The sequence below is a fragment of the Pseudomonas sp. rhizo66 genome (assembly GCF_031931925.1).
Lineage (GTDB): Bacteria > Pseudomonadota > Gammaproteobacteria > Pseudomonadales > Pseudomonadaceae > Aquipseudomonas.
Genome location: NZ_JAUJWZ010000012.1, coordinates 179,240 through 196,083, shown reverse-complemented (window position 1 = coordinate 196,083; position 16,844 = coordinate 179,240). Strand labels below are relative to the sequence as shown.

Sequence of the window (16,844 nt, the reverse complement as noted above, 5' to 3'; positions counted from 1 at the left end):
ATTTGAATTCAAAGTCGGATTCAGCGCGGTATCACAAGTCGGCGTAGATCCCGAGCATCCCCCATTCAGTTCCCTCTCCCTCTGGGAGAGGGCTAGGGTGAGGGGCTTTTGTGGGAAAAGTGGAAGGCGCGGACGGCGTACAAAAATACCGAAAAGTCCGACAGAAACGCTCATTGCGGCCGTTGAGCGCGGCTCTTATAGTCTCGGCTCGCAGAAAAATCTGCGACGATCTTGGCCGGTCAAATACAGCACCTGACCCCTATTTGGAGTGAACTCTATGACCGACCAAGTAATGCCCCGCTTCCTCCCCATCGACACCTACGACGTCGAATCCCCGGTGCTCTTCCTCAATACCCACTCAGAACTCAGCGACATGGCCGCCTGTGCGATGCACCGGTTTGTGGTTGTGCGCGATCTGGCCGACACCTTTGCCAGTCTCAACCTCAAGGGCATTTCCGATTGTGATCTGACGCGGGTGACCAGCGCGGTGCATCTGTTGATGCGCGAGGGCTGTGCGATTCTGAATGTGATTCAGGCGCGGGCGGTGCAGCGGGAAGAGGCTTACAAGACGCCGGTTTAGCGGTGTAGCGGCAGGCCTAATCGCTGGCAAGCCAGCTCCCACAGGGTTTGGTGTTGAACCATCAATTGATGTCGAACCGCAAAACCTGTGGGAGCCTGGCTTGCCAGCGATGGCGTCAGCCCGGCCAACCCATCACTCCTTGACGCTCATGTATTCCTTGGCCCAGAGAATGTATTCCTCCGGCTGGGTGTAGGTGTGCGTCAGTTCAGTCGCGCTCAGATCGGACGCCTGGGTAAAGATCTGTAGCTGCTCACGCAGGCTGTCATACGTCGCTTTGATCGCCGCAAAGTACGCACCATGGCCATCGATGGTCACACGTACACCGAGCTCGGCCAGACGCTTGTCGTCGCGCAACGCCGGGTTGCCGTAGGTCACCAGCATCAGCGGTACGGTCAGGTGTTCGGCGATTTGTTCTAGCTGATCGAAATCCTGAACCCCGACCATGCAAATACCGTCAGCGCCGGCCGCTTGATATTGGCGAGTGCGGCTGATGATTTCCTGATTCGGCAGGATGCCGGCATTGGTACGGGCGATGATCGCCATTTCCGTATCAACCCGGGCTTCCAGCGCCGCGCGGATCTTGCCGACGCCTTCGGCAACGGTGATCAGGTCGGTGGATTTGCGGCCGAATTGCGCCGGCAGCAAGGTGTCTTCGATGGTCAGGGCGGCGACGCCGGCGCGTTCCAGTTCGACGATGGTGCGCATCACGTTGAGGGCGTTGCCGTAGCCGTGGTCGGCGTCGGCGATCACCGGCAATTGGGCGACGCGGCCGATGCGGGTGGCCTGCTCGGCGAACTCGCTGAGGGTGATCAGGGCAAAGTCCGGGGCGCCGAGCACCTGCAAAGAGGCCACGGAACCGCCGAGGATGCCCACTTCAAAACCCAGGTCTGCGGCAATGCGCGCGGACATCGGATCGAACACCGATGCCGTGTGGTAGCAGGTGTCGGAAGCCAGCAGTTGACGGAAGTTACGGCGCAAATCTTGATGGGAAAGCCGGGTCATACAAGTTCCACCAATACAAAGGAATGGAAAGGCTTGAACAAAGGTGTCAACGCCGAAGAATGAAAAGGCTATCACGCGAATGGGTCAAGGATCATGACGAATTTGCAAGGGACAGGTTGCCGCGGGCCCTTTTGCTGAAAGGATTTACCTTTTTGCGGTGGTGACCGTCAGGCCGCCACCGCCTGTTGCTGTTGATTGGGCAACATCACCGCCCGCACCGAATTGCCCGGTTGCAGTTGCAGGCGCTTGGCGGTGAGGCGGTCGATCACCAGGCTGCTGCCGACCCGGCGGGCGCGGGCGACGGTGATGCGGCAGTTTTCCAGACGCCGGTTGTGAATCAGCCACAGCGGCGCTTGTTCGTCCTGGCTGCCGAGGATCAGGGTCAGCTCGACGCTTTCGCGCACGGTGCGGATCGAGCGCACCGGCGCTTCGATCACCGGGCCGCCGTCGAAGATGTCGATGTAGCCTTTGTGGGTGAAACCTTCGGCCTGCAGGATTTTCAGCGCCGGCTCGGTATTCGGATGTGCCTGGCCGATCGCCGCCTGGGCTTGTTCGGTGAGCATGCAGGTGTACAGCGGCTGGCGCGGCATCAGTTCGGCAATGAACGATTTGTTGCCCAGCCCGGACAAGTGATCGGCATGGCTGAAGTCCATTTGAAAGAAATGCCGGCCCAGGCTGTCCCAGAACGGCGAACAACCGTGTTCATCGGCACTGCCGCGCAGTTCGGCGATTATCTTTTCGCCGAACAGGTGCGGAAACTCGGCAACGAACAGCAAGCGCCCCAGCGACAGCAGGCGGCCATTGCTGCCGTGGCGCTGATCATGGCCGAGAAACAGCGAGCACAGCTCCGATTGGCCGGTCAGTTCGTTGTTGAGAAATAGCGTCGGAATCTGCCGCTGAATGCCCAGATCCGGCGCCGAACTTACCGTCAGCCCGACCCGATAGTTGTACCAGGGCTCGCGCAGGCCGACCGCCCCGGCCAGGGCGCTGACGCCGACTACGCGCATGTCGTCGTCTTCAAGCACAAACAGATAGTCCGCGTCGGCCCGTTCCACCTGTTCGGCGAACGCTCGTTGCGCCCAGCGAACCCGGTGGGACAGGCGATCTTCATTGGCCGGCAGGGTGGTGAACCCCGGGCCGGCCTGTTGCACCAGCGCCATCAAGGCTGGCAGGTCGCTGACTTTGACCGGGCGGACAATCATGCTGTAACTCCTTCTGCGCGCCTGTTCGGGCACTGTCGTTGGCTGCGGAACCGAATAGGTTTCACAGGGCAATCAGCCGGATCGGGCTGCCATCGGTCACGTTCAGCGCCGCACACATTGCAGGGGTGAGGGCCAGCGGTTGATCGGTCTGGTAATCGAGTTCGGCCATGATTGCCCGGAAGCCGTGCAGCGCGTCGTTGCTCAGCAGATAACGGCCACGGGCATCGATTTGTGGCCGTTGCTGCACCGTTGCCGTCTGGCTGCGGGCGATCGAACGAATGTTGGCGGTGCGCGCATACAGGGTCGGGCCAGCATCGAACAAGTCGATGTAGCTGTTGGTTTCGAAGCCTTCACGCTCAAGGATGTCGAACGCTTCCTGCCCGTCCGGGTGGATGCGCCCGATGCAGTCCTGCGCCGCTTGCGGCAGCATCGGCACGTAGATCGGGTATTGCGGCATCAGTTCGGCGAGGAACGTGCGGCTCTGCAGCCCGCACAGCCGCTCGGCTTCCGCGTAGGGCAGGTCAAAGAAGTGTTTGCCCAGCGCATCCCAGAACGGCGAATGACCTTGCTCGTCGCTGTAGCCGACCAGTTCAGTAATCACTGCCTCGGCAAAGCGCGACGTGTGGGCGGCGATGAACAACAGGCGCGCCCGTGACAACAATTCGGAAAACGGCGTACGCACCCGTTCGGCATCGATGTGAAAACCGCGCAGCAGCGTGTGGCCGCTGAGGTCATGGCACAGCGACAGCGCTGGCACACCGTGCTCAATGTTCAGCTCGCGGGATGCACTGGTGAAATGGCGGTTGCGCAAGCTGTAGAACGGCTCGTCAAAGCCCGCCGTCGCGAGAATCTCCGAGCAGCCGACCAGCCGTTGGCTGTCCAGGTCTTCCAGCACGAAGAAGTAGTTCTCCGGGCCGTTAGCCTGCGCCGCGCTGGCGAACGAGGCGCAGGAACCGGCGATTTTCTCGCGCAGGCGGTCGCTGTCGTCCGGCAGGGAAGTCACGCCCACCAGACTGTCGCGGGCCAATTGCTGTAGCTGGGGCAGGTCAGTCTGTTCGACTGGGCGTAAGACCAGCATGGATGTACTCCTGTATCAAAAGGTTCGGCAAATTCGCCGAACCTGACTATCACTGTCGGTTTCCACGCGATAAATCGGCGGTCGCCTGATTTGTTGTCAGACGCCGCTCTTTTTCTTGTCAGCCGTTGCTCGGGTCAGGCAGCGCGGTGCTGGCGCCGAACTTGTTGAGGAAGAACAGGTACACCAGACCCAGGGCAATCCAGATCAGGCCAAGTTTCTGCGCATCGACGCCCATGTTGTACATGATGGCCGCGACGATGATGAAGCCGATCACCGGGCAGATCAGGTGGCGCACGACCTGACCGGATTTCTGCCGACGCCAGTAGTAGTTGATCACTGTCAGGTGCAGCAGCATGAAACCGCTGAGCGCGCCGAAGTTGACCAGCGAGGTCAGGGTGTCGACCGAGTTGATGAACAGGTAGCAGATCACCAGCGACAGCACTGCCACCAGATAAATGCTCAGGTACGGCGTGTTGTGTTTCGGGTGCACCTTGGCCAGCACTTTTGGCAGTTTGCCGTCGCGGGCCATGCCGAACAGCAGGCGCGAGACTGCGGCTTGCGAAGTGATGGCCACGGCCACGCCCCAGGCCAGAGCCGTCGCGACAGCGGTCAGGGTCGCCAGCCAACTGCCGGCGGCGATTTCGGCGATTTCATAGAACGCGGTGTCGGCGGATTTGAAACCCATGCCCGCCGCCAGATCAGTGGCGATCCAGGTTTGCGCAACGAAAATCACGCCCATCACCATCAGGGTGATCAACGCGGCTTTGCCGACGCTTTTGCCCGGATCACCCTTGATTTCTTCGGCGAGCGTGGAGATCGCATCGAAGCCAAGGAACGACAGCACCGCAATCGACACCGCTTGCATCAGCAGGGCGAAGTTAAAGGTTTCCGGGTGATACAGCGGCGCCAGAGTCAATTCGCCGTTACCGCCACCGTTGTGCAGGGCATTCCAGGCGTAGAACAGGAAAATCCCCAGCACCACCAGTTGCGCCAGCAGGAAGATGATGTTCATCCGTGCGGTGAAGGTGATCCCGCGCAGGTTGACGAAGGTGGCGCTGACCAGAAAGGCCAGAATGAAGCCGACTTTCGGGATGTCGGGGTACAAATGGTTGAGGGCCATCGCCGCGTAAACGTAAAGCAGGGGCGGGATCAGCAGGTAATCGAGCAGCATCAGCCAACCGGCGATGAAGCCGACGTGCTGATTGAGGCCGCGTTGCGCATAGGAATACACCGAACCGGCAATCGGAAAGGCCTTGGCCATGCTGCCGTAGCTCAGCGCGGTGAACAGCATCGCCACCATGCCGATGATGTACGCCAGCGGCACCATCCCCGGGGCCTCGGCGTTGACGTAGCCATACACACCGAACGGGGCGATGGGGATCATGAAGATCATCCCGTACACCACCAGGTCGGTCAGCGTCAGGCTACGTTTCAACTCTTGCTTGTAGCCGAATTCTTCAATTTCCATGAAGCGCAACTCCTTGTCAGCCAGTCGGTCGTTTTAGTTGTTATCGGTCCATCGTTTACAGCGTCAGCAGTCTTGCATTACAGCAATGGCGCGAGGTATCCGGCCCAGCGTGATACCGCTTCGGGGCTGCGCAGCAAGTCGTTGCGCACCTCGATCAGCACCGAGTCGAGGCCACGGGCATCGCCGTGCACGGGCACGGTCATGTCGCCCAGCGGATCGATCTTGTACGGCTGGTTGCCTGCCACTTTCAGCGGATGCTCGCCGAGGCCGTCGAGCAGGCGTTGCGCGTAGGCCCTGGCCTGACCGAACAACACGCCGGCTTCCAGCGGTCGCGGCTGGCCGTAAAACACCGGGGTGAAACTGTGAATCCCCACCACACGCACCGCTTGGCCCTGTGCCACGCGTGCGTCGATCAACGTTTGCAAGCGCGCGTGAAACGGTTTGAACAGGGTCTGGCGACGGTATTCGCGGGTGGCTTCGTCCAGTTCGCGGTTGCCCGGCACCTGATAGATTTCGCTCTGCACCGGAATGCTGTCCGGGGCGTGGCGTGGCCGGTTCAGATCGATCAGCAGGCGCGAATAATTGGCGCTCAACAGGGTTGCGCCGAGCCTTTCCGATAACTGCTCGGCCAGTTGCAGCGCGCCAATGTCCCAGGCGATGTGTTCACCAGCGGCGACCTCGTCCAGGCCCAGATTGTTCAGGGCCTCGGGGATGTAGCGGCTGGCGTGTTCGCACACCAGAATCAGCGGGTGCGTCGAATCGGCGCGGCTCAGGTTGTAGGCCGGTCGGGTGTACAACCCCAGCTCGGTGGATTCAGTACAGGCGTGCATAGTGCTCACACAAGTCAGCGGGCGAGAGCTGTTCCGTCAGCGCCAGTTCCTCGGTTTTAAGGGCGTAATAGGTGTCGAGCAGCGGCTTGGGCAGCCATTCGCTGAAGGCGCCACTGTTGCGCAGGCAATCCAGCGCCTGGGCCAGCGAGGCGGGCAGGGCGACGATGCCCCGGGCCTTGCGTTGCTCGTCGTTGAGTGAATCGGGGATTTCGTTGGTGATCGCGTTCAGCGCCAGGCGCTGTTCGATGCCTAGTCGCCCGGCGATCAACAGCGCAGCCATGGCCAGATGCGGCGAAGCGGTGGCGTCCATGGCGCGGAATTCGAGGTTGAACTGGTTGGCCACGGACTTGCCGCCGAGGGTCACGGTCGGGCAGATGCGCAGCGCCGCCTCGCGGTTCTGCTGGCCCAGACAGGCGTAGGACGCGCTCCAGTGATGCGGTTGCAAGCGCTCGTACGACACCGGCGTCGGTGCGGTGAAGGCACAGAGTGCCGGCAGGTAATGCAGGATCCCCGCCGCCCAATGCTGGCCGAGACTCGACAGACCGTTGCTGGTGCCCGCGTCGTAAAGCATCGGCTGGCCGGCCAGATCGAGCAGGCTGACGTGCAAGTGCACGCCATTGCACACCGCGTCGGCGGCGGTCTTCGGCGCAAAGCTCAAGTCCAGGCCCATTTGCCGGGCGATCTCGCGGGTAATCTCGCGCACGTTGACGGCGCGATCGGCCGCCGCCACGCCGAGCGTCGGGCGGCAGGTGATTTCGTATTGGTGTTTGCCGTATTCCGGCAGAAACATTTCCGGTTCGACCCCGCCGGCGCGCAGGGCGCTGAGCAGCCAGCCGCCGAACTCGGCACCCTGACGCTGGGCTTCGAGGGAAAACGCCAGATGTTCGGCAAAACCGGCGTGCAGGTTGAATTCGTGTTCGAACGCAGCGTTGACCTGCAAGCCCAGTTCATCGCGATAACGCTCGATTTCATCACGCAACAGCGTGCGCGGGCAGGCGCCCCACGGGCGGCCATCGGTTTCACGGATATCGCCGTGAATGAAATCCAGCGCTGGTGCGTCGGCGTCCGGGCCGTTGCCGACAGTGACGCGGCTGCTCAGGTCGGGAATCAGCCGCAGGTCGCCATACGCGCCCCACGGATTGGTCGAGGCAATGATGTCCTGCGGCGTCAACGCGCTGTTGGCCGGCACCCAGCCGCAACCGGCGGCCTGATAATGTTCCATCTCATCGGTGGGAAACGAGCGGCCCCGGGTGATACCGATCAGGTCGGTGGTGACCAGCGTGGTCATCGGCAGCGGTGACAGGCGCGCGCTCATGGCTGCATCTCCTGCAGGCGGGCGAGCACGGTGTCGGTGTCGGTGATCCAGCAGTAACCCTTGATCGCATTCAGGCAGGCGTGATGGCGTTCGGCGCTGTAAGTGGCGCAGGCATCTTCCACCAGGGTGACCAGATAACCGCGATCGGCGGCGTCGCGTACCGCCATGTCAACGCATTGGTCGGTGACGATGCCAGCGATGATCAGGTGACGGGTTTCGAGGTTGCGAAGGACGTAGTCGATGTTGGTCGAGTTGAACACCCCGGACGAAGTCTTCGGCAGAACGATTTCGTTTTCCACCGGGCTCAGGTCTTCGATGATCCGTGCCTGCACGCTGCCCTTGGGCAGATGCATGTCCGAGAGTTTGTGATCGAGCGAGCGATCGCGACCATCCGCAGTAAGGCTTTCGATAATGGTGTGCAGCACATTCTGCCGCGCCTCGCGAAAAGCGCTGAGCAAACGACGTTGGTTGGGCACCACCTGCATGTGTGCACGGGTCAGGAAATACTCGGCGTCAGGCCCGTTGAGGTGCGCGTCGAACTGCGGTTCGAGCCAGGCACGCTGCATGTCCACCAGCAACAGTGCGGTGTGATCGGTGACAAACGGCAAGTCCCGGGGCGAGCGGTGGGGAAGGCTGAACATCCTTATTTATCCTCCAGCAGGTGGGTGTTGAAGTCATTGCGCAGGGCATCGATGCCTTCCAGGCGATCGGCGAGGTTTTCGGTGCGCAAGGTCAGGCAGGCGATCAGTGCTTCGACCTGCGCCAGCGCCGGCACCATGGTGTCGAACGGCGACGCCGATTCCACCGGGGCGCTGATGATCAGGTCGGCCAGCTCGCGCAGCGGCGAGGCATAGATATCGGTAAACAGCACCACGCGCGCGTTGTTGTTCTTTGCCGCGCTGGCGACCCGCAGGGCCTGGGTCTGGTAGCGGCGATAGTCGAACAGCAACACCACATCCTGACGTTGCAGATCGAACAGGCGATCAGGCAGTTGCGCGTTGTCTTCCAGAGCAAAGCAGCCGGGGCGCAGCAGACGCAGGTGATTGAGCAGGTAGGTGGCCATCAGACTGCTGAAGCGCCCACCGAAGCAGTACACCTGATGCCGGGCATCGAGTAGCCAGTCGGTGAGAATGCGCACGTCTTCGGGTTGAGTCAGCGATTGGGTTTCGACCAGCAGGCGATGGCTGTCGCCCAGATAGTGGCTCCAGGCGTCGTCCTTGTGCTGATGGGCGCGCGGTTGCAACAGCGTGCGCGGCGAGCGCAGGCGATGGTCCATGTCACTGAGCAGGGCATCCTGGAATTCGGCGTAACCGCCGAAGCCGAGTTTTTTCACCAGCCGCACAATGGTCGGATCGCTGACGCCGGCATGTTCGGCCAGACGCGCCATCGGTCCCAGACCGTTGCGTGGGTACTGATCAAGCAAGGCGCGAACGACTTTGCGCTCCGACGGCGTAAGATCCAGGCCGGGATCGGTGATCAGGTCTCTGAGAGGGGGCATCCGGGCTCCTGCTGGATGAGGGTGTTGAATTCGCTTCATAATCCGTCAAAACAGTATTTATGTAACTGGCGTTACATGTCTAGTGAATTTTTCAACGTGTTGAAAAGGCCCCAAAACGGGGCGAGATGCCCGTGTAACAAGGGCTACACGGATTTCGACAGAGCTTGTAGTCCATCGCCCACAATAGCGTCAGAGATTGCCGTATTTCTGCTTCTGTCCGCACTTGCCGGGGCCAGTCAACCGTCCCACAGCCCTCGGTTTACGGCACAATTACCGACAGAACGGCTTTGTGCCGCTGATTTTCATGAAGGCCCACCGGAGCGATCCCTGTGCAGACCACTCGTTTGACATTGATTTGCCATGCGCGAACCGTCGCACAGAAATTGGCGTGTTTTCCTACGAATGAGCCTGTTGAAAATAGTGGGCTGGCGCCGGGGGCATTAACCGAGCATTTCGACGCCGCGCGACGCTTGATTTGCGCGCCGGAGTTGCGCACGCGACAGACAGCGGCGTGGTTTGGCGCAGACGCGCAAGTTGATGAGGCGCTGCGCGATTGTGACTGGGGACGCTGGCACGGCCAGTCAATCAAAACCCTGCAAGCCTCGGAAGAAGAAGCGCTGCACGCCTGGCTCGAAGACCCGCAAGTCAGCCCCCACGGCGGTGAGTCGGTGACGCAGTTGTGCGAGCGCGTGGCCACGTGGTTATCCAGTCTGCAAGCCACGCCAGGACATGTCGTGGCGGTGACGCATCCGTTTGTCATCCGCGCCGCGCTGACCCACGTGATGCGCGGTTCGGCGTTTCATGACATTGATGTCGAACCATTGTCGATGCTTGAACTGCGCTTCACCGGGCGCTGGCGCCTGTGTCTTAAAGGAGCTTTGTGATGAAACAACTGCTGGTGATCGGCATCGGTGCCGGCAATCCCGACTACATCACGATGCAGGCGGTGAAGGCGCTGAATCGGGTCGACGTGTTCTTTCTGATGGATAAAGGCCAGAGCAAGGACAAGCTGATCGACCTGCGCCGCGAGATTTGCGAGCGCTACATCGACGACCCTGACTATCGCTTCGTCGAGGCCCACAGCCCGGAGCGCGAACGCGGCGATATTGACTACACCGCCAGTGTCGATGAGCTGAACCGCGCCAAGCAGCAGACCTTTGAGCGCCTGATCAATGACCAATTGTCTGACGGCCAGTGCGGCGGTTTCCTGGTGTGGGGCGATCCGGCGTTGTACGACAGCACCGTGCGCATCCTCCAGGCGATTCTGGCCTCGGGCGCGTGTGCCTTCGAGTTTGAGGTGATCCCCGGGATCACCAGCGTTCAGGCGCTGGCGGCGCAGCACAAGGTGCCGTTGAACACCATCGGTCGCTCCATCGAAATCACCACCGGTCGACGTTTGGCGGCGGGGCAGGTGAGTGATGCGGACAGTCTGGTGGTGATGCTTGATGCCGAAGACTCGTATCAGCGGGTCGCCGATCAGCAGACCGAGATTTACTGGGGCGCGTACCTCGGCACGCCGGACGAGATTTTGATCAGTGGCAGGCTGGCGGATGTTGCTGATGAGATCGAGCGGGTGCGCAAGGCTGCGCGGGCGGAGCATGGGTGGATCATGGATACGTATTTGTTGCGCAAGCCTTAGATTTTCGCTGGCCGGGCGGGCCTCTTCGCGAGCAGGCTCGCTCCCACATTTTGAAATGCATTCCCTGTGGGAGCGAGTCTGCTCGCGAAGGCGCCGGAACATTCAACGCACATTTTAAACAGGCAAAAAAACACCCGGTGCAACGCAAGTCGCACCGGGTTTTTGTTGCCAGCAAGCGGCGGATGTCGTGGATCCGCCGTTCGCTGTTGAACTCTGGTTATGCGCGTTCCAGTGCCAGCGCCACACCCTGACCGCCGCCGATGCACAGGGTCGCCAGACCCTTTTTCGCATCACGCTTGATCATTTCATGCAGCAGCGTCACCAGCACGCGGCAACCCGATGCACCGATCGGATGGCCCAGCGCAATGGCGCCGCCGTTGACGTTGACCTTGTCCAGATCCCATTGCAGATCCTTGGCCACGGCCAGCGATTGCGCAGCGAAAGCTTCGTTGGCCTCGATCAGGTCGAGCTGGTCGATATTCCAGCCGGCCTTGTCGAGGCAGCGGCGGGTCGCCGACACCGGACCGATGCCCATGATCGCCGGGTCAACGCCAGCGTTGGCGTAGGCGGCGATTTTCGCCAGTACGGGCAGGCCGAGGGATTTGGCTTTTTCTGCGCTCATCAGAATCACGGCGGCGGCGCCGTCGTTCAGCGACGAGGCGTTGCCCGCCGTGACGCTGCCGTCCTTTTTGAATGCCGGGCGCAGTTTCGCCAGGGATTCGGCAGTGGTGTCGCCACGCGGCTGTTCGTCGACCTTGAACGCAACCGGATCGCCTTTGCGCTGCGGGATCAGGATCGGCGTGATCTCATCGACAAAGCGACCGGCCTCAATTGCAGCGGCGGCTTTCTGTTGAGAGGCTGCGGCGAAGGCGTCCTGCTGTTCGCGGCTGATCTCGTATTTATCGACCAGATTCTCGGCAGTGATGCCCATGTGGTAGTCGTTGAACGCATCCCACAGACCATCGCTGATCATGGTGTCGACGATTTGCGCATGGCCCATGCGCAGACCGGTGCGTGCGCCCGGCATGACATAGTTGGACAGGCTCATGTTTTCCTGACCGCCGGCGATGATCACCTCAGCGTCGCCGCAGCGGATCGCCTGCGCGCCGAGGTGCAGGGCCTTGAGGCCCGAACCGCACACTTTGTTCAGGGTCATCGCCGGTACGGCGTGGGGCAGGCCAGCCTTGATCGCAGCCTGACGCGCCGGGTTCTGGCCGGCGCCGGCGGTCAGCACCTGGCCCATGATCACTTCATCGACCTGCGCACCGTCCAGGCCGGTCTGTTCGAGCAACTGGCGGATCACCGCCGCGCCCAGATCAACGGCGGACACGCTGGCCAGCGAACCCTGGAAACTGCCGATCGCGGTACGCGTGGCGGCAACAATTACGACGTCTTGCATTTTCGAATTCCTCACTGGGCAGCGAACTGCATTTCCGGTACGTGATCCGGGACGATCAGTTTACCAGCGGTTTTGGCGACGATTTCCTCGACGCTGACGCCAGGTGCGCGTTCCTTGAGGACAAAAGCGCCATTTTCGATTTCCAGGTAGGCGAGGTCGGTCAGCACACGCTTGATGCAGCCGGCGCCGGTCAGCGGCAGGCTGCATTTGGAGAGCAGTTTGGACTCACCGTCCTTCGATGCGTGGGTCATGATCACGATGATGTTGTCGGCGCCTGCCACCAGATCCATCGCGCCGCCCATGCCCTTGACCAGTTTGCCGGGGATCATCCACGAGGCGATGTTGCCTTCGACGTCCACTTCGAACGCGCCGAGTACGGTCAGGTCGACATGACCACCGCGGATCATAGCGAAGGATTCGGCGGAGTTGAAAATCGACGCGCCGATGCGCGCGGTTACCGTTTGTTTACCGGCGTTGATCATGTCGGCATCAATGGTGTCTTCCGTCGGAAACGGGCCCATGCCGAGCAGGCCGTTTTCCGATTGCAGCATGACTTCCATGCCGTCGGGAATGTAGTTGGCGACCAGGGTCGGAATGCCGATGCCGAGGTTCACATAAAAGCCGTCCTGCATTTCGCGGGCGACGCGCTGAGCCATTTGTTCGCGGGTAAGTGCCATGTTCTTGTTCTCCGTCAGCCTGAATTATTTGCGGATGGTGCGCTGTTCGATGCGTTTTTCGAACGTGCCGCAAATGACCCGATCGACGTAGATGCCCGGGGTGTGGATCTGCGAGGGGTCGAGTTCGCCGGGTTCGACGATTTCTTCGACTTCAACCACGGTGATCTTGCCGGCGGTAGCCGCCAGCGGGTTGAAGTTCTGCGCGGTGTGACGGTAGATGACGTTGCCGAAGTGGTCGGCTTTCCAGCCTTTGACGATGGCGAAGTCGCCGGTGATGGATTCTTCCATCAGGTACTTGCGACCTTTGAATTCGCGCACTTCCTTGCCTTCGGCGACCGGGGTGCCGACACCGGTGGCGGTAAAGAAGGCCGGAATGCCGGCGCCGCCTGCGCGCATCTTCTCGGCGAGGGTGCCTTGGGGGGTCAGGATGACTTCGATGTCGCCCTTGAGCAGTTGCTCTTCGAACAGCTTGTTTTCGCCGACGTAGGAGGCGATGACTTTGCTGATCTGACGATCGGTGAGCAGCACGCCGAGGCCAAAACCGTCGACGCCGCAGTTGTTGGAGACGACGGTGAGGCCGCGGGTGCCTTTGCGCTTGATCTCGGCGATCAGGTTTTCCGGAATGCCGCACAGACCGAAGCCGCCGGCGATGACGGTCATGCCGTCCTCAAGCCCGGCCAGGGCTTCCTCGTAGGAACTCACACGCTTGTCGAAACCTGCCATATGCACCTCTTTTATTATTTGCGCGCGGCTGGCTAGCCGAATGGTTGGAGTGTCGCGCTGAAGGATATATTTGTTAAGTTGATTTTTAAGGTTGATTAATAGATAAAACTCAATAATCGCGTTATGGCGTGCGGCTTAACGCTTGATCGTTCCCACGCAGGAGCGTGGGAACGATCATGTACCACGATGCACCGACAATCCTGAGGTTTCAGTATGACCATCAAACAGATCCGCGCCTTCCTCGCCGTCGCCCAGAGCTTGAGTTTCGCCGTGGCCTGCGAGCGTCTGCACCTCTCGCAATCGGCGTTGAGCTTGACCATCAAAGCGCTGGAAGAGGGCCTGGGCGGGCGCCTGTTCAGCCGCAACACCCGCAATGTCGCGCTGACTGCCGAAGGCGAATCCTTGCTGCCACTGGCGCGGCGCTTGATTGCCGACTGGGATAACGCCGAAGACGAAATGCGCCAACGCTTCAGCTTGCAGCGCGGGCGGGTGACGCTGGCGGCGATGCCGTCGTTTGCTGGCAACCTGCTGCCGCCGATCCTCAAGACCTTTCGCGCGCGGTATCCGAACGTCAACGTCACGGTTAATGACGTGATCAACGAGCAAGTGCTGGAAATGGTCCGTGACCGTCAGGTGGAACTCGGTGTGGCATTCGAGCCGATGCAGAACACCTCGATGACGTTCACGCCGTTGTACATGGATCGCTTCGTCGCGGTGGTGTCGAAGGATTCACCATTGACACAGCGCGGCGAAATCGATTGGCAGACGTTGTTGCAGGAGCCGTTCATCACCTTGCAGCGACCATCAACGGTGCGGGTGATGCTCGAAGAGCACCTGCAGGTGCGGGGCATGAAGTTGCCGGTGGAGTTTGAAAGCCATCAATTGGCGACGGTTGGGCGGATGGTCGCCAGCGGCCTGGGCGTCAGTGCCGTGCCGGCGTTGTGCGCCGAGCAGATGCAGGAGCTGGGCGCCCATTGCCTGACCCTGGATGATTCGGTGCAGCGGGCCATCGGCGTGCTGACCGAACCGGGCAATGAACTGTCGGCAGCGGCGCAGGCGTTGTTCGATATTCTCAAGGCTGAAGATCTCGGGCGACTGTGAGATATACCCCCTCACCCCAACCGTCTCTCCCAAGGGGGCGAGGGGGAAGGGAGCTGATCGGGGGCACTTCAGAAAATGGGTTCGACGCGAAATTTTCAGGTCGGTGTATCGCTTGACTACAACTCGGTCAGTTCCCTCTCCCCTGGGAGAGGGCTAGGGTGAGGGGCTTGGGTCCTGAGTCGAGCGCAGAATGCAGCAACTCACCGATCCAGCTCCCTGACCAACAGGGGCAAAAGCTGTTCACACGACGCTTCAATCTTCAAATCCAGCAAATCATCCGCCCGGGTCTTGCCCAGGTTGATTGCGATCAGCGGCTTACCGCGATCGGCAATCACCCGGCACAGGCGAAACGCCGAATAGGCCATCAACGAAGAACCCACCACCAACATCCCCGCCGCATTTTCTGCCGCCGCCATCGCCCTTGCCGCCGTGGGCTGCGCGACGTTCTCGCCGAAAAACACCACGTCCGGTTTCATCCGCTCGCCAGCGCAATGCGGGCAGTGCGGCACCTTAAAGCGCGCTTCGAAGGCCGGGTCGAGCAGGGTGTCGCCATCCGGCGCCTGCACCGCATCAACCCCGGCCAGATACGGGTTGTGCATCTCCATCAATTGTTGAATCGAATCGCGCTCGCTGCGCTGGCCGCAGTCCAGACACACAACGCGATGCAGGCTGCCGTGCAATTCGATCACATCGTGACTGCCGGCCTGATCGTGCAGGGTGTCGACGTTCTGGGTGATCAAGTCGCGGATCAGCCCACCGTGCTGCAAATCGGCCAATGCCTCGTGAGCCGCATTCGGTTGCGCCTGACGTACCCTCGGCCAACCGAGCATGGCCCGCGCCCAATAGCGGCGGCGTGATTCCGGGGCGGCGAGGAATTCCTGATACATCATCGGCTGCCGGCCACGGCGTACACCGTCGCGGTCGCGGTAGTCCGGAATGCCCGACGGCGTGCTGATGCCGGCCCCGGTCAGCACAATGAAATCGCCATCGGCCATCACCTCTTGCAGGGTGTCGAGGTGTTCGCGGGTCGGGCTGTCGAGCATGGTCAGCGCTCCGAAGTGGGCAGTGCCAGCAGGTTAGCACGCGACCCGCGCAGGTTACTTGCGTGCCTCCAGAATCAGGTTGAACGGCGTTTGCGTAGCCCGGCGGAATTGCTTGAAACCGGCCTCGGCAAATACTTTGCGCAGACGCACTTCCCCCGCCTGCGCCCCCAGGCCCAGGCCGACTTCCTGCGACAGCGAGTTGGGGGTGCAGATAAACGTCGAGGCTGCGTAGAACAGCCGTCCGACCGGGGTGATGTTGTCGTCCAGTGTGTCGTTGGCGAACGGCTCGACCAGCAACACCGTGCCATCGTCTTTCAGCGAGTCATAGGCGTGACGGGCGGCGCCGACCGGATCGCCCATGTCGTGCAGGCAGTCGAAATAGCAGATCAGGTCGTAGTCATCGCCGGGGTAGTCTTTTGCCGAACCCTGAAAGAACCTCGCCCGGCTGCTGACTCCACCTTCCTCGGCGCGCTGGGTGGCGACAGTGATCGAGGGTGCGTGGAAGTCGTAGCCGACGAAGCGCGAATTGGGAAACGCCTGGGCCATGATCACGGTCGAGGCGCCATGACCGCAGCCGATGTCGGCGACTTTCGCGCCTTGCTCAAGCTTGGCCACCACGCCGTCCAGCGCCGGCAGCCATTCGGCGATCAGGTGACCTTTGTAGCCGGGCCGGAAGAAACGCTCGGTGCCGGTGAACATGCATGGGTGGTGATCGCCCCAGGACAGGGCGCCGTTGCCGCGCATGGCTTTGACCAGTTTGTCCTTGTCGTGGAAAAACGACGCCACCACCCCGAGGCCGCCGGCGACATACACCGGTGAGTCTTCGATGGCCAGGGCCAGCGCTTGTTCTTCGGGTAAACGGAACTGGCCGTCATGGTGCTCCATGTAGCCGGATGCTACGTGGGCGCTGAGCCATTCACGTACCAGACGCGGGTTGCAGGTGGTTCTGGCGGCGAGGGCATCGGCACTGATCGGCTGACTGTCGGCCATTGCCCGGTACAACCCGAGTTCTTCGCCAACGATGACATTGGCCAGCATCGCCGCGCCGCCCATGTCGTTGACCAGTTTGCCCATGAATTCGTTGAGCTTCGTCTCATCCATCATGTGTGCTCCTGAAACAGGATCACGGTCCGGCGGCGTCGTAGGTCGAGGCGTGCGCCACCGGGCGGTGGTCACGGAGTTGGGCAGGGCACAGCTGACGTCCTGCGTCCCCCTCGACTGGGTAATAAAAGAGTCTAGCCCCGGTCCGGGGCTGGCGCTGGCTTTGTGAACAACGAAAACCTTGGTGG

At 61.2% G+C, this 16,844-nt stretch carries 17 protein-coding genes; 4 read left to right on the top strand and 13 right to left on the bottom strand.

Annotation, left to right across the window (positions count from 1 at the left end):
* Positions 1-277: 277 nt before the first annotated feature.
* On the top strand, positions 278-580 hold the full coding sequence (locus tag QZR14_RS16370) for a hypothetical protein (protein WP_311997114.1): 303 nt from the start codon (positions 278-280) through the stop codon (positions 578-580).
* 132 nt (positions 581-712) lie between these two features.
* On the opposite strand, the gene QZR14_RS16365 is transcribed toward QZR14_RS16370, so the two are convergent.
* From QZR14_RS16365 to QZR14_RS16330, 8 genes are all read right to left on the bottom strand, one after another.
* Complete coding sequence (locus tag QZR14_RS16365; RefSeq protein ID WP_311997113.1) at positions 713-1,582, bottom strand: isocitrate lyase/PEP mutase family protein; 870 nt, start codon at positions 1,580-1,582, stop codon at positions 713-715.
* A 167-nt stretch (positions 1,583-1,749) separates the two neighbouring features.
* A complete protein-coding gene (gene astA / locus QZR14_RS16360) occupies positions 1,750-2,784 on the bottom strand; it encodes an arginine N-succinyltransferase (RefSeq protein ID WP_311997112.1) in 1,035 nt (344 codons plus the stop codon).
* Positions 2,785-2,845: 61 nt separating this feature from the next.
* Positions 2,846-3,862 (bottom strand): arginine N-succinyltransferase, encoded by a 1,017-nt coding sequence (locus QZR14_RS16355; protein WP_250606816.1) that lies wholly within the window; start codon positions 3,860-3,862, stop codon positions 2,846-2,848.
* Between the two features lie 118 nt (positions 3,863-3,980).
* Positions 3,981-5,330 (bottom strand): APC family permease, encoded by a 1,350-nt coding sequence (locus QZR14_RS16350; RefSeq protein WP_250606815.1) that lies wholly within the window; start codon positions 5,328-5,330, stop codon positions 3,981-3,983.
* Positions 5,331-5,407: 77 nt separating this feature from the next.
* Positions 5,408-6,160 carry an N-formylglutamate amidohydrolase gene (locus QZR14_RS16345; RefSeq protein ID WP_250606814.1) on the bottom strand — a complete coding sequence of 251 codons (753 nt, stop codon included), beginning with the start codon at positions 6,158-6,160 and terminating at the stop codon, positions 5,408-5,410.
* Complete coding sequence (locus QZR14_RS16340) at positions 6,144-7,475, bottom strand: glutamine synthetase (RefSeq protein ID WP_311997111.1); 1,332 nt, start codon at positions 7,473-7,475, stop codon at positions 6,144-6,146. The genes QZR14_RS16345 and QZR14_RS16340 overlap by 17 nt, the downstream gene beginning before the upstream one ends.
* Positions 7,472-8,116 (bottom strand): isochorismatase family cysteine hydrolase, encoded by a 645-nt coding sequence (locus tag QZR14_RS16335; protein WP_194934636.1) that lies wholly within the window; start codon positions 8,114-8,116, stop codon positions 7,472-7,474. Before QZR14_RS16335 ends, QZR14_RS16340 begins: the two co-directional genes overlap by 4 nt.
* Positions 8,117-8,118: 2 nt before the next feature.
* Positions 8,119-8,973 carry a MurR/RpiR family transcriptional regulator gene (locus QZR14_RS16330; RefSeq protein WP_034152527.1) on the bottom strand — a complete coding sequence of 285 codons (855 nt, stop codon included), beginning with the start codon at positions 8,971-8,973 and terminating at the stop codon, positions 8,119-8,121.
* 329 nt (positions 8,974-9,302) lie between these two features.
* Here QZR14_RS16330 and QZR14_RS16325 point away from each other — a divergent pair, with 329 nt between their 5' ends.
* A complete protein-coding gene (locus tag QZR14_RS16325) occupies positions 9,303-9,857 on the top strand; it encodes a histidine phosphatase family protein (protein ID WP_311997110.1) in 555 nt (184 codons plus the stop codon).
* The gene (gene cobF, locus QZR14_RS16320) at positions 9,857-10,612 is read left to right on the top strand and encodes a precorrin-6A synthase (deacetylating) (protein ID WP_311997109.1); all 756 of its coding nucleotides are present in this window, start codon (positions 9,857-9,859) and stop codon (positions 10,610-10,612) included. Before QZR14_RS16325 ends, cobF begins: the two co-directional genes overlap by 1 nt.
* A 217-nt stretch (positions 10,613-10,829) precedes the next feature.
* Here the strand turns inward: cobF and QZR14_RS16315 are convergent, their stop codons facing one another.
* From QZR14_RS16315 to QZR14_RS16305, 3 genes are read right to left on the bottom strand one after another with little or no spacing between them, the layout of a single operon-like run.
* The gene (locus QZR14_RS16315) at positions 10,830-12,011 is read right to left on the bottom strand and encodes an acetyl-CoA C-acetyltransferase (RefSeq protein WP_311997108.1); all 1,182 of its coding nucleotides are present in this window, start codon (positions 12,009-12,011) and stop codon (positions 10,830-10,832) included.
* A gap of 11 nt (positions 12,012-12,022) precedes the next feature.
* On the bottom strand, positions 12,023-12,688 hold the full coding sequence (locus QZR14_RS16310; RefSeq protein ID WP_116031285.1) for a CoA transferase subunit B: 666 nt from the start codon (positions 12,686-12,688) through the stop codon (positions 12,023-12,025).
* Between the two features lie 24 nt (positions 12,689-12,712).
* Positions 12,713-13,411, bottom strand: coding sequence for a CoA transferase subunit A (locus QZR14_RS16305; RefSeq protein ID WP_311997107.1), 699 nt, complete (start codon positions 13,409-13,411; stop codon positions 12,713-12,715).
* Between the two features lie 213 nt (positions 13,412-13,624).
* On the opposite strand from QZR14_RS16305, the gene QZR14_RS16300 reads away from it, so the two are divergent.
* Positions 13,625-14,512 (top strand): LysR family transcriptional regulator, encoded by an 888-nt coding sequence (locus QZR14_RS16300; RefSeq protein ID WP_311997106.1) that lies wholly within the window; start codon positions 13,625-13,627, stop codon positions 14,510-14,512.
* Between the two features lie 200 nt (positions 14,513-14,712).
* On the opposite strand, the gene QZR14_RS16295 is transcribed toward QZR14_RS16300, so the two are convergent.
* Both QZR14_RS16295 and QZR14_RS16290 read right to left on the bottom strand, forming a co-directional pair.
* Positions 14,713-15,555: an NAD-dependent protein deacetylase gene (locus tag QZR14_RS16295; RefSeq protein ID WP_250606807.1), complete on the bottom strand. Its 843-nt coding sequence runs from the start codon at positions 15,553-15,555 to the stop codon at positions 14,713-14,715.
* Between the two features lie 54 nt (positions 15,556-15,609).
* On the bottom strand, positions 15,610-16,656 hold the full coding sequence (locus QZR14_RS16290) for a class I SAM-dependent methyltransferase (protein WP_250606877.1): 1,047 nt from the start codon (positions 16,654-16,656) through the stop codon (positions 15,610-15,612).
* Between the last annotated feature and the right edge of the window lie 188 nt (positions 16,657-16,844).

Excerpts from the sequence above, each read along its gene's own strand:
- QZR14_RS16370 (WP_311997114.1), top strand. The coding sequence starts at position 278 with ATGACCGACCAAGTAATGCCCCGCTTCCTCCCCATCGACACCTACGAC.
- QZR14_RS16365 (WP_311997113.1), bottom strand. The coding sequence starts at position 1,582 with ATGACCCGGCTTTCCCATCAAGATTTGCGCCGTAACTTCCGTCAACTG.
- astA (WP_311997112.1), bottom strand. The coding sequence starts at position 2,784 with ATGATTGTCCGCCCGGTCAAAGTCAGCGACCTGCCAGCCTTGATGGCG.
- QZR14_RS16355 (WP_250606816.1), bottom strand. The coding sequence starts at position 3,862 with ATGCTGGTCTTACGCCCAGTCGAACAGACTGACCTGCCCCAGCTACAG.
- QZR14_RS16350 (WP_250606815.1), bottom strand. The coding sequence starts at position 5,330 with ATGGAAATTGAAGAATTCGGCTACAAGCAAGAGTTGAAACGTAGCCTG.
- QZR14_RS16345 (WP_250606814.1), bottom strand. The coding sequence starts at position 6,160 with ATGCACGCCTGTACTGAATCCACCGAGCTGGGGTTGTACACCCGACCG.
- QZR14_RS16340 (WP_311997111.1), bottom strand. The coding sequence starts at position 7,475 with ATGAGCGCGCGCCTGTCACCGCTGCCGATGACCACGCTGGTCACCACC.
- QZR14_RS16335 (WP_194934636.1), bottom strand. The coding sequence starts at position 8,116 with ATGTTCAGCCTTCCCCACCGCTCGCCCCGGGACTTGCCGTTTGTCACC.
- QZR14_RS16330 (WP_034152527.1), bottom strand. The coding sequence starts at position 8,973 with ATGCCCCCTCTCAGAGACCTGATCACCGATCCCGGCCTGGATCTTACG.
- cobF (WP_311997109.1), top strand. The coding sequence starts at position 9,857 with ATGAAACAACTGCTGGTGATCGGCATCGGTGCCGGCAATCCCGACTAC.
- QZR14_RS16315 (WP_311997108.1), bottom strand. The coding sequence starts at position 12,011 with ATGCAAGACGTCGTAATTGTTGCCGCCACGCGTACCGCGATCGGCAGT.
- QZR14_RS16310 (WP_116031285.1), bottom strand. The coding sequence starts at position 12,688 with ATGGCACTTACCCGCGAACAAATGGCTCAGCGCGTCGCCCGCGAAATG.
- QZR14_RS16305 (WP_311997107.1), bottom strand. The coding sequence starts at position 13,411 with ATGGCAGGTTTCGACAAGCGTGTGAGTTCCTACGAGGAAGCCCTGGCC.
- QZR14_RS16300 (WP_311997106.1), top strand. The coding sequence starts at position 13,625 with ATGACCATCAAACAGATCCGCGCCTTCCTCGCCGTCGCCCAGAGCTTG.
- QZR14_RS16295 (WP_250606807.1), bottom strand. The coding sequence starts at position 15,555 with ATGCTCGACAGCCCGACCCGCGAACACCTCGACACCCTGCAAGAGGTG.
- QZR14_RS16290 (WP_250606877.1), bottom strand. The coding sequence starts at position 16,656 with ATGGATGAGACGAAGCTCAACGAATTCATGGGCAAACTGGTCAACGAC.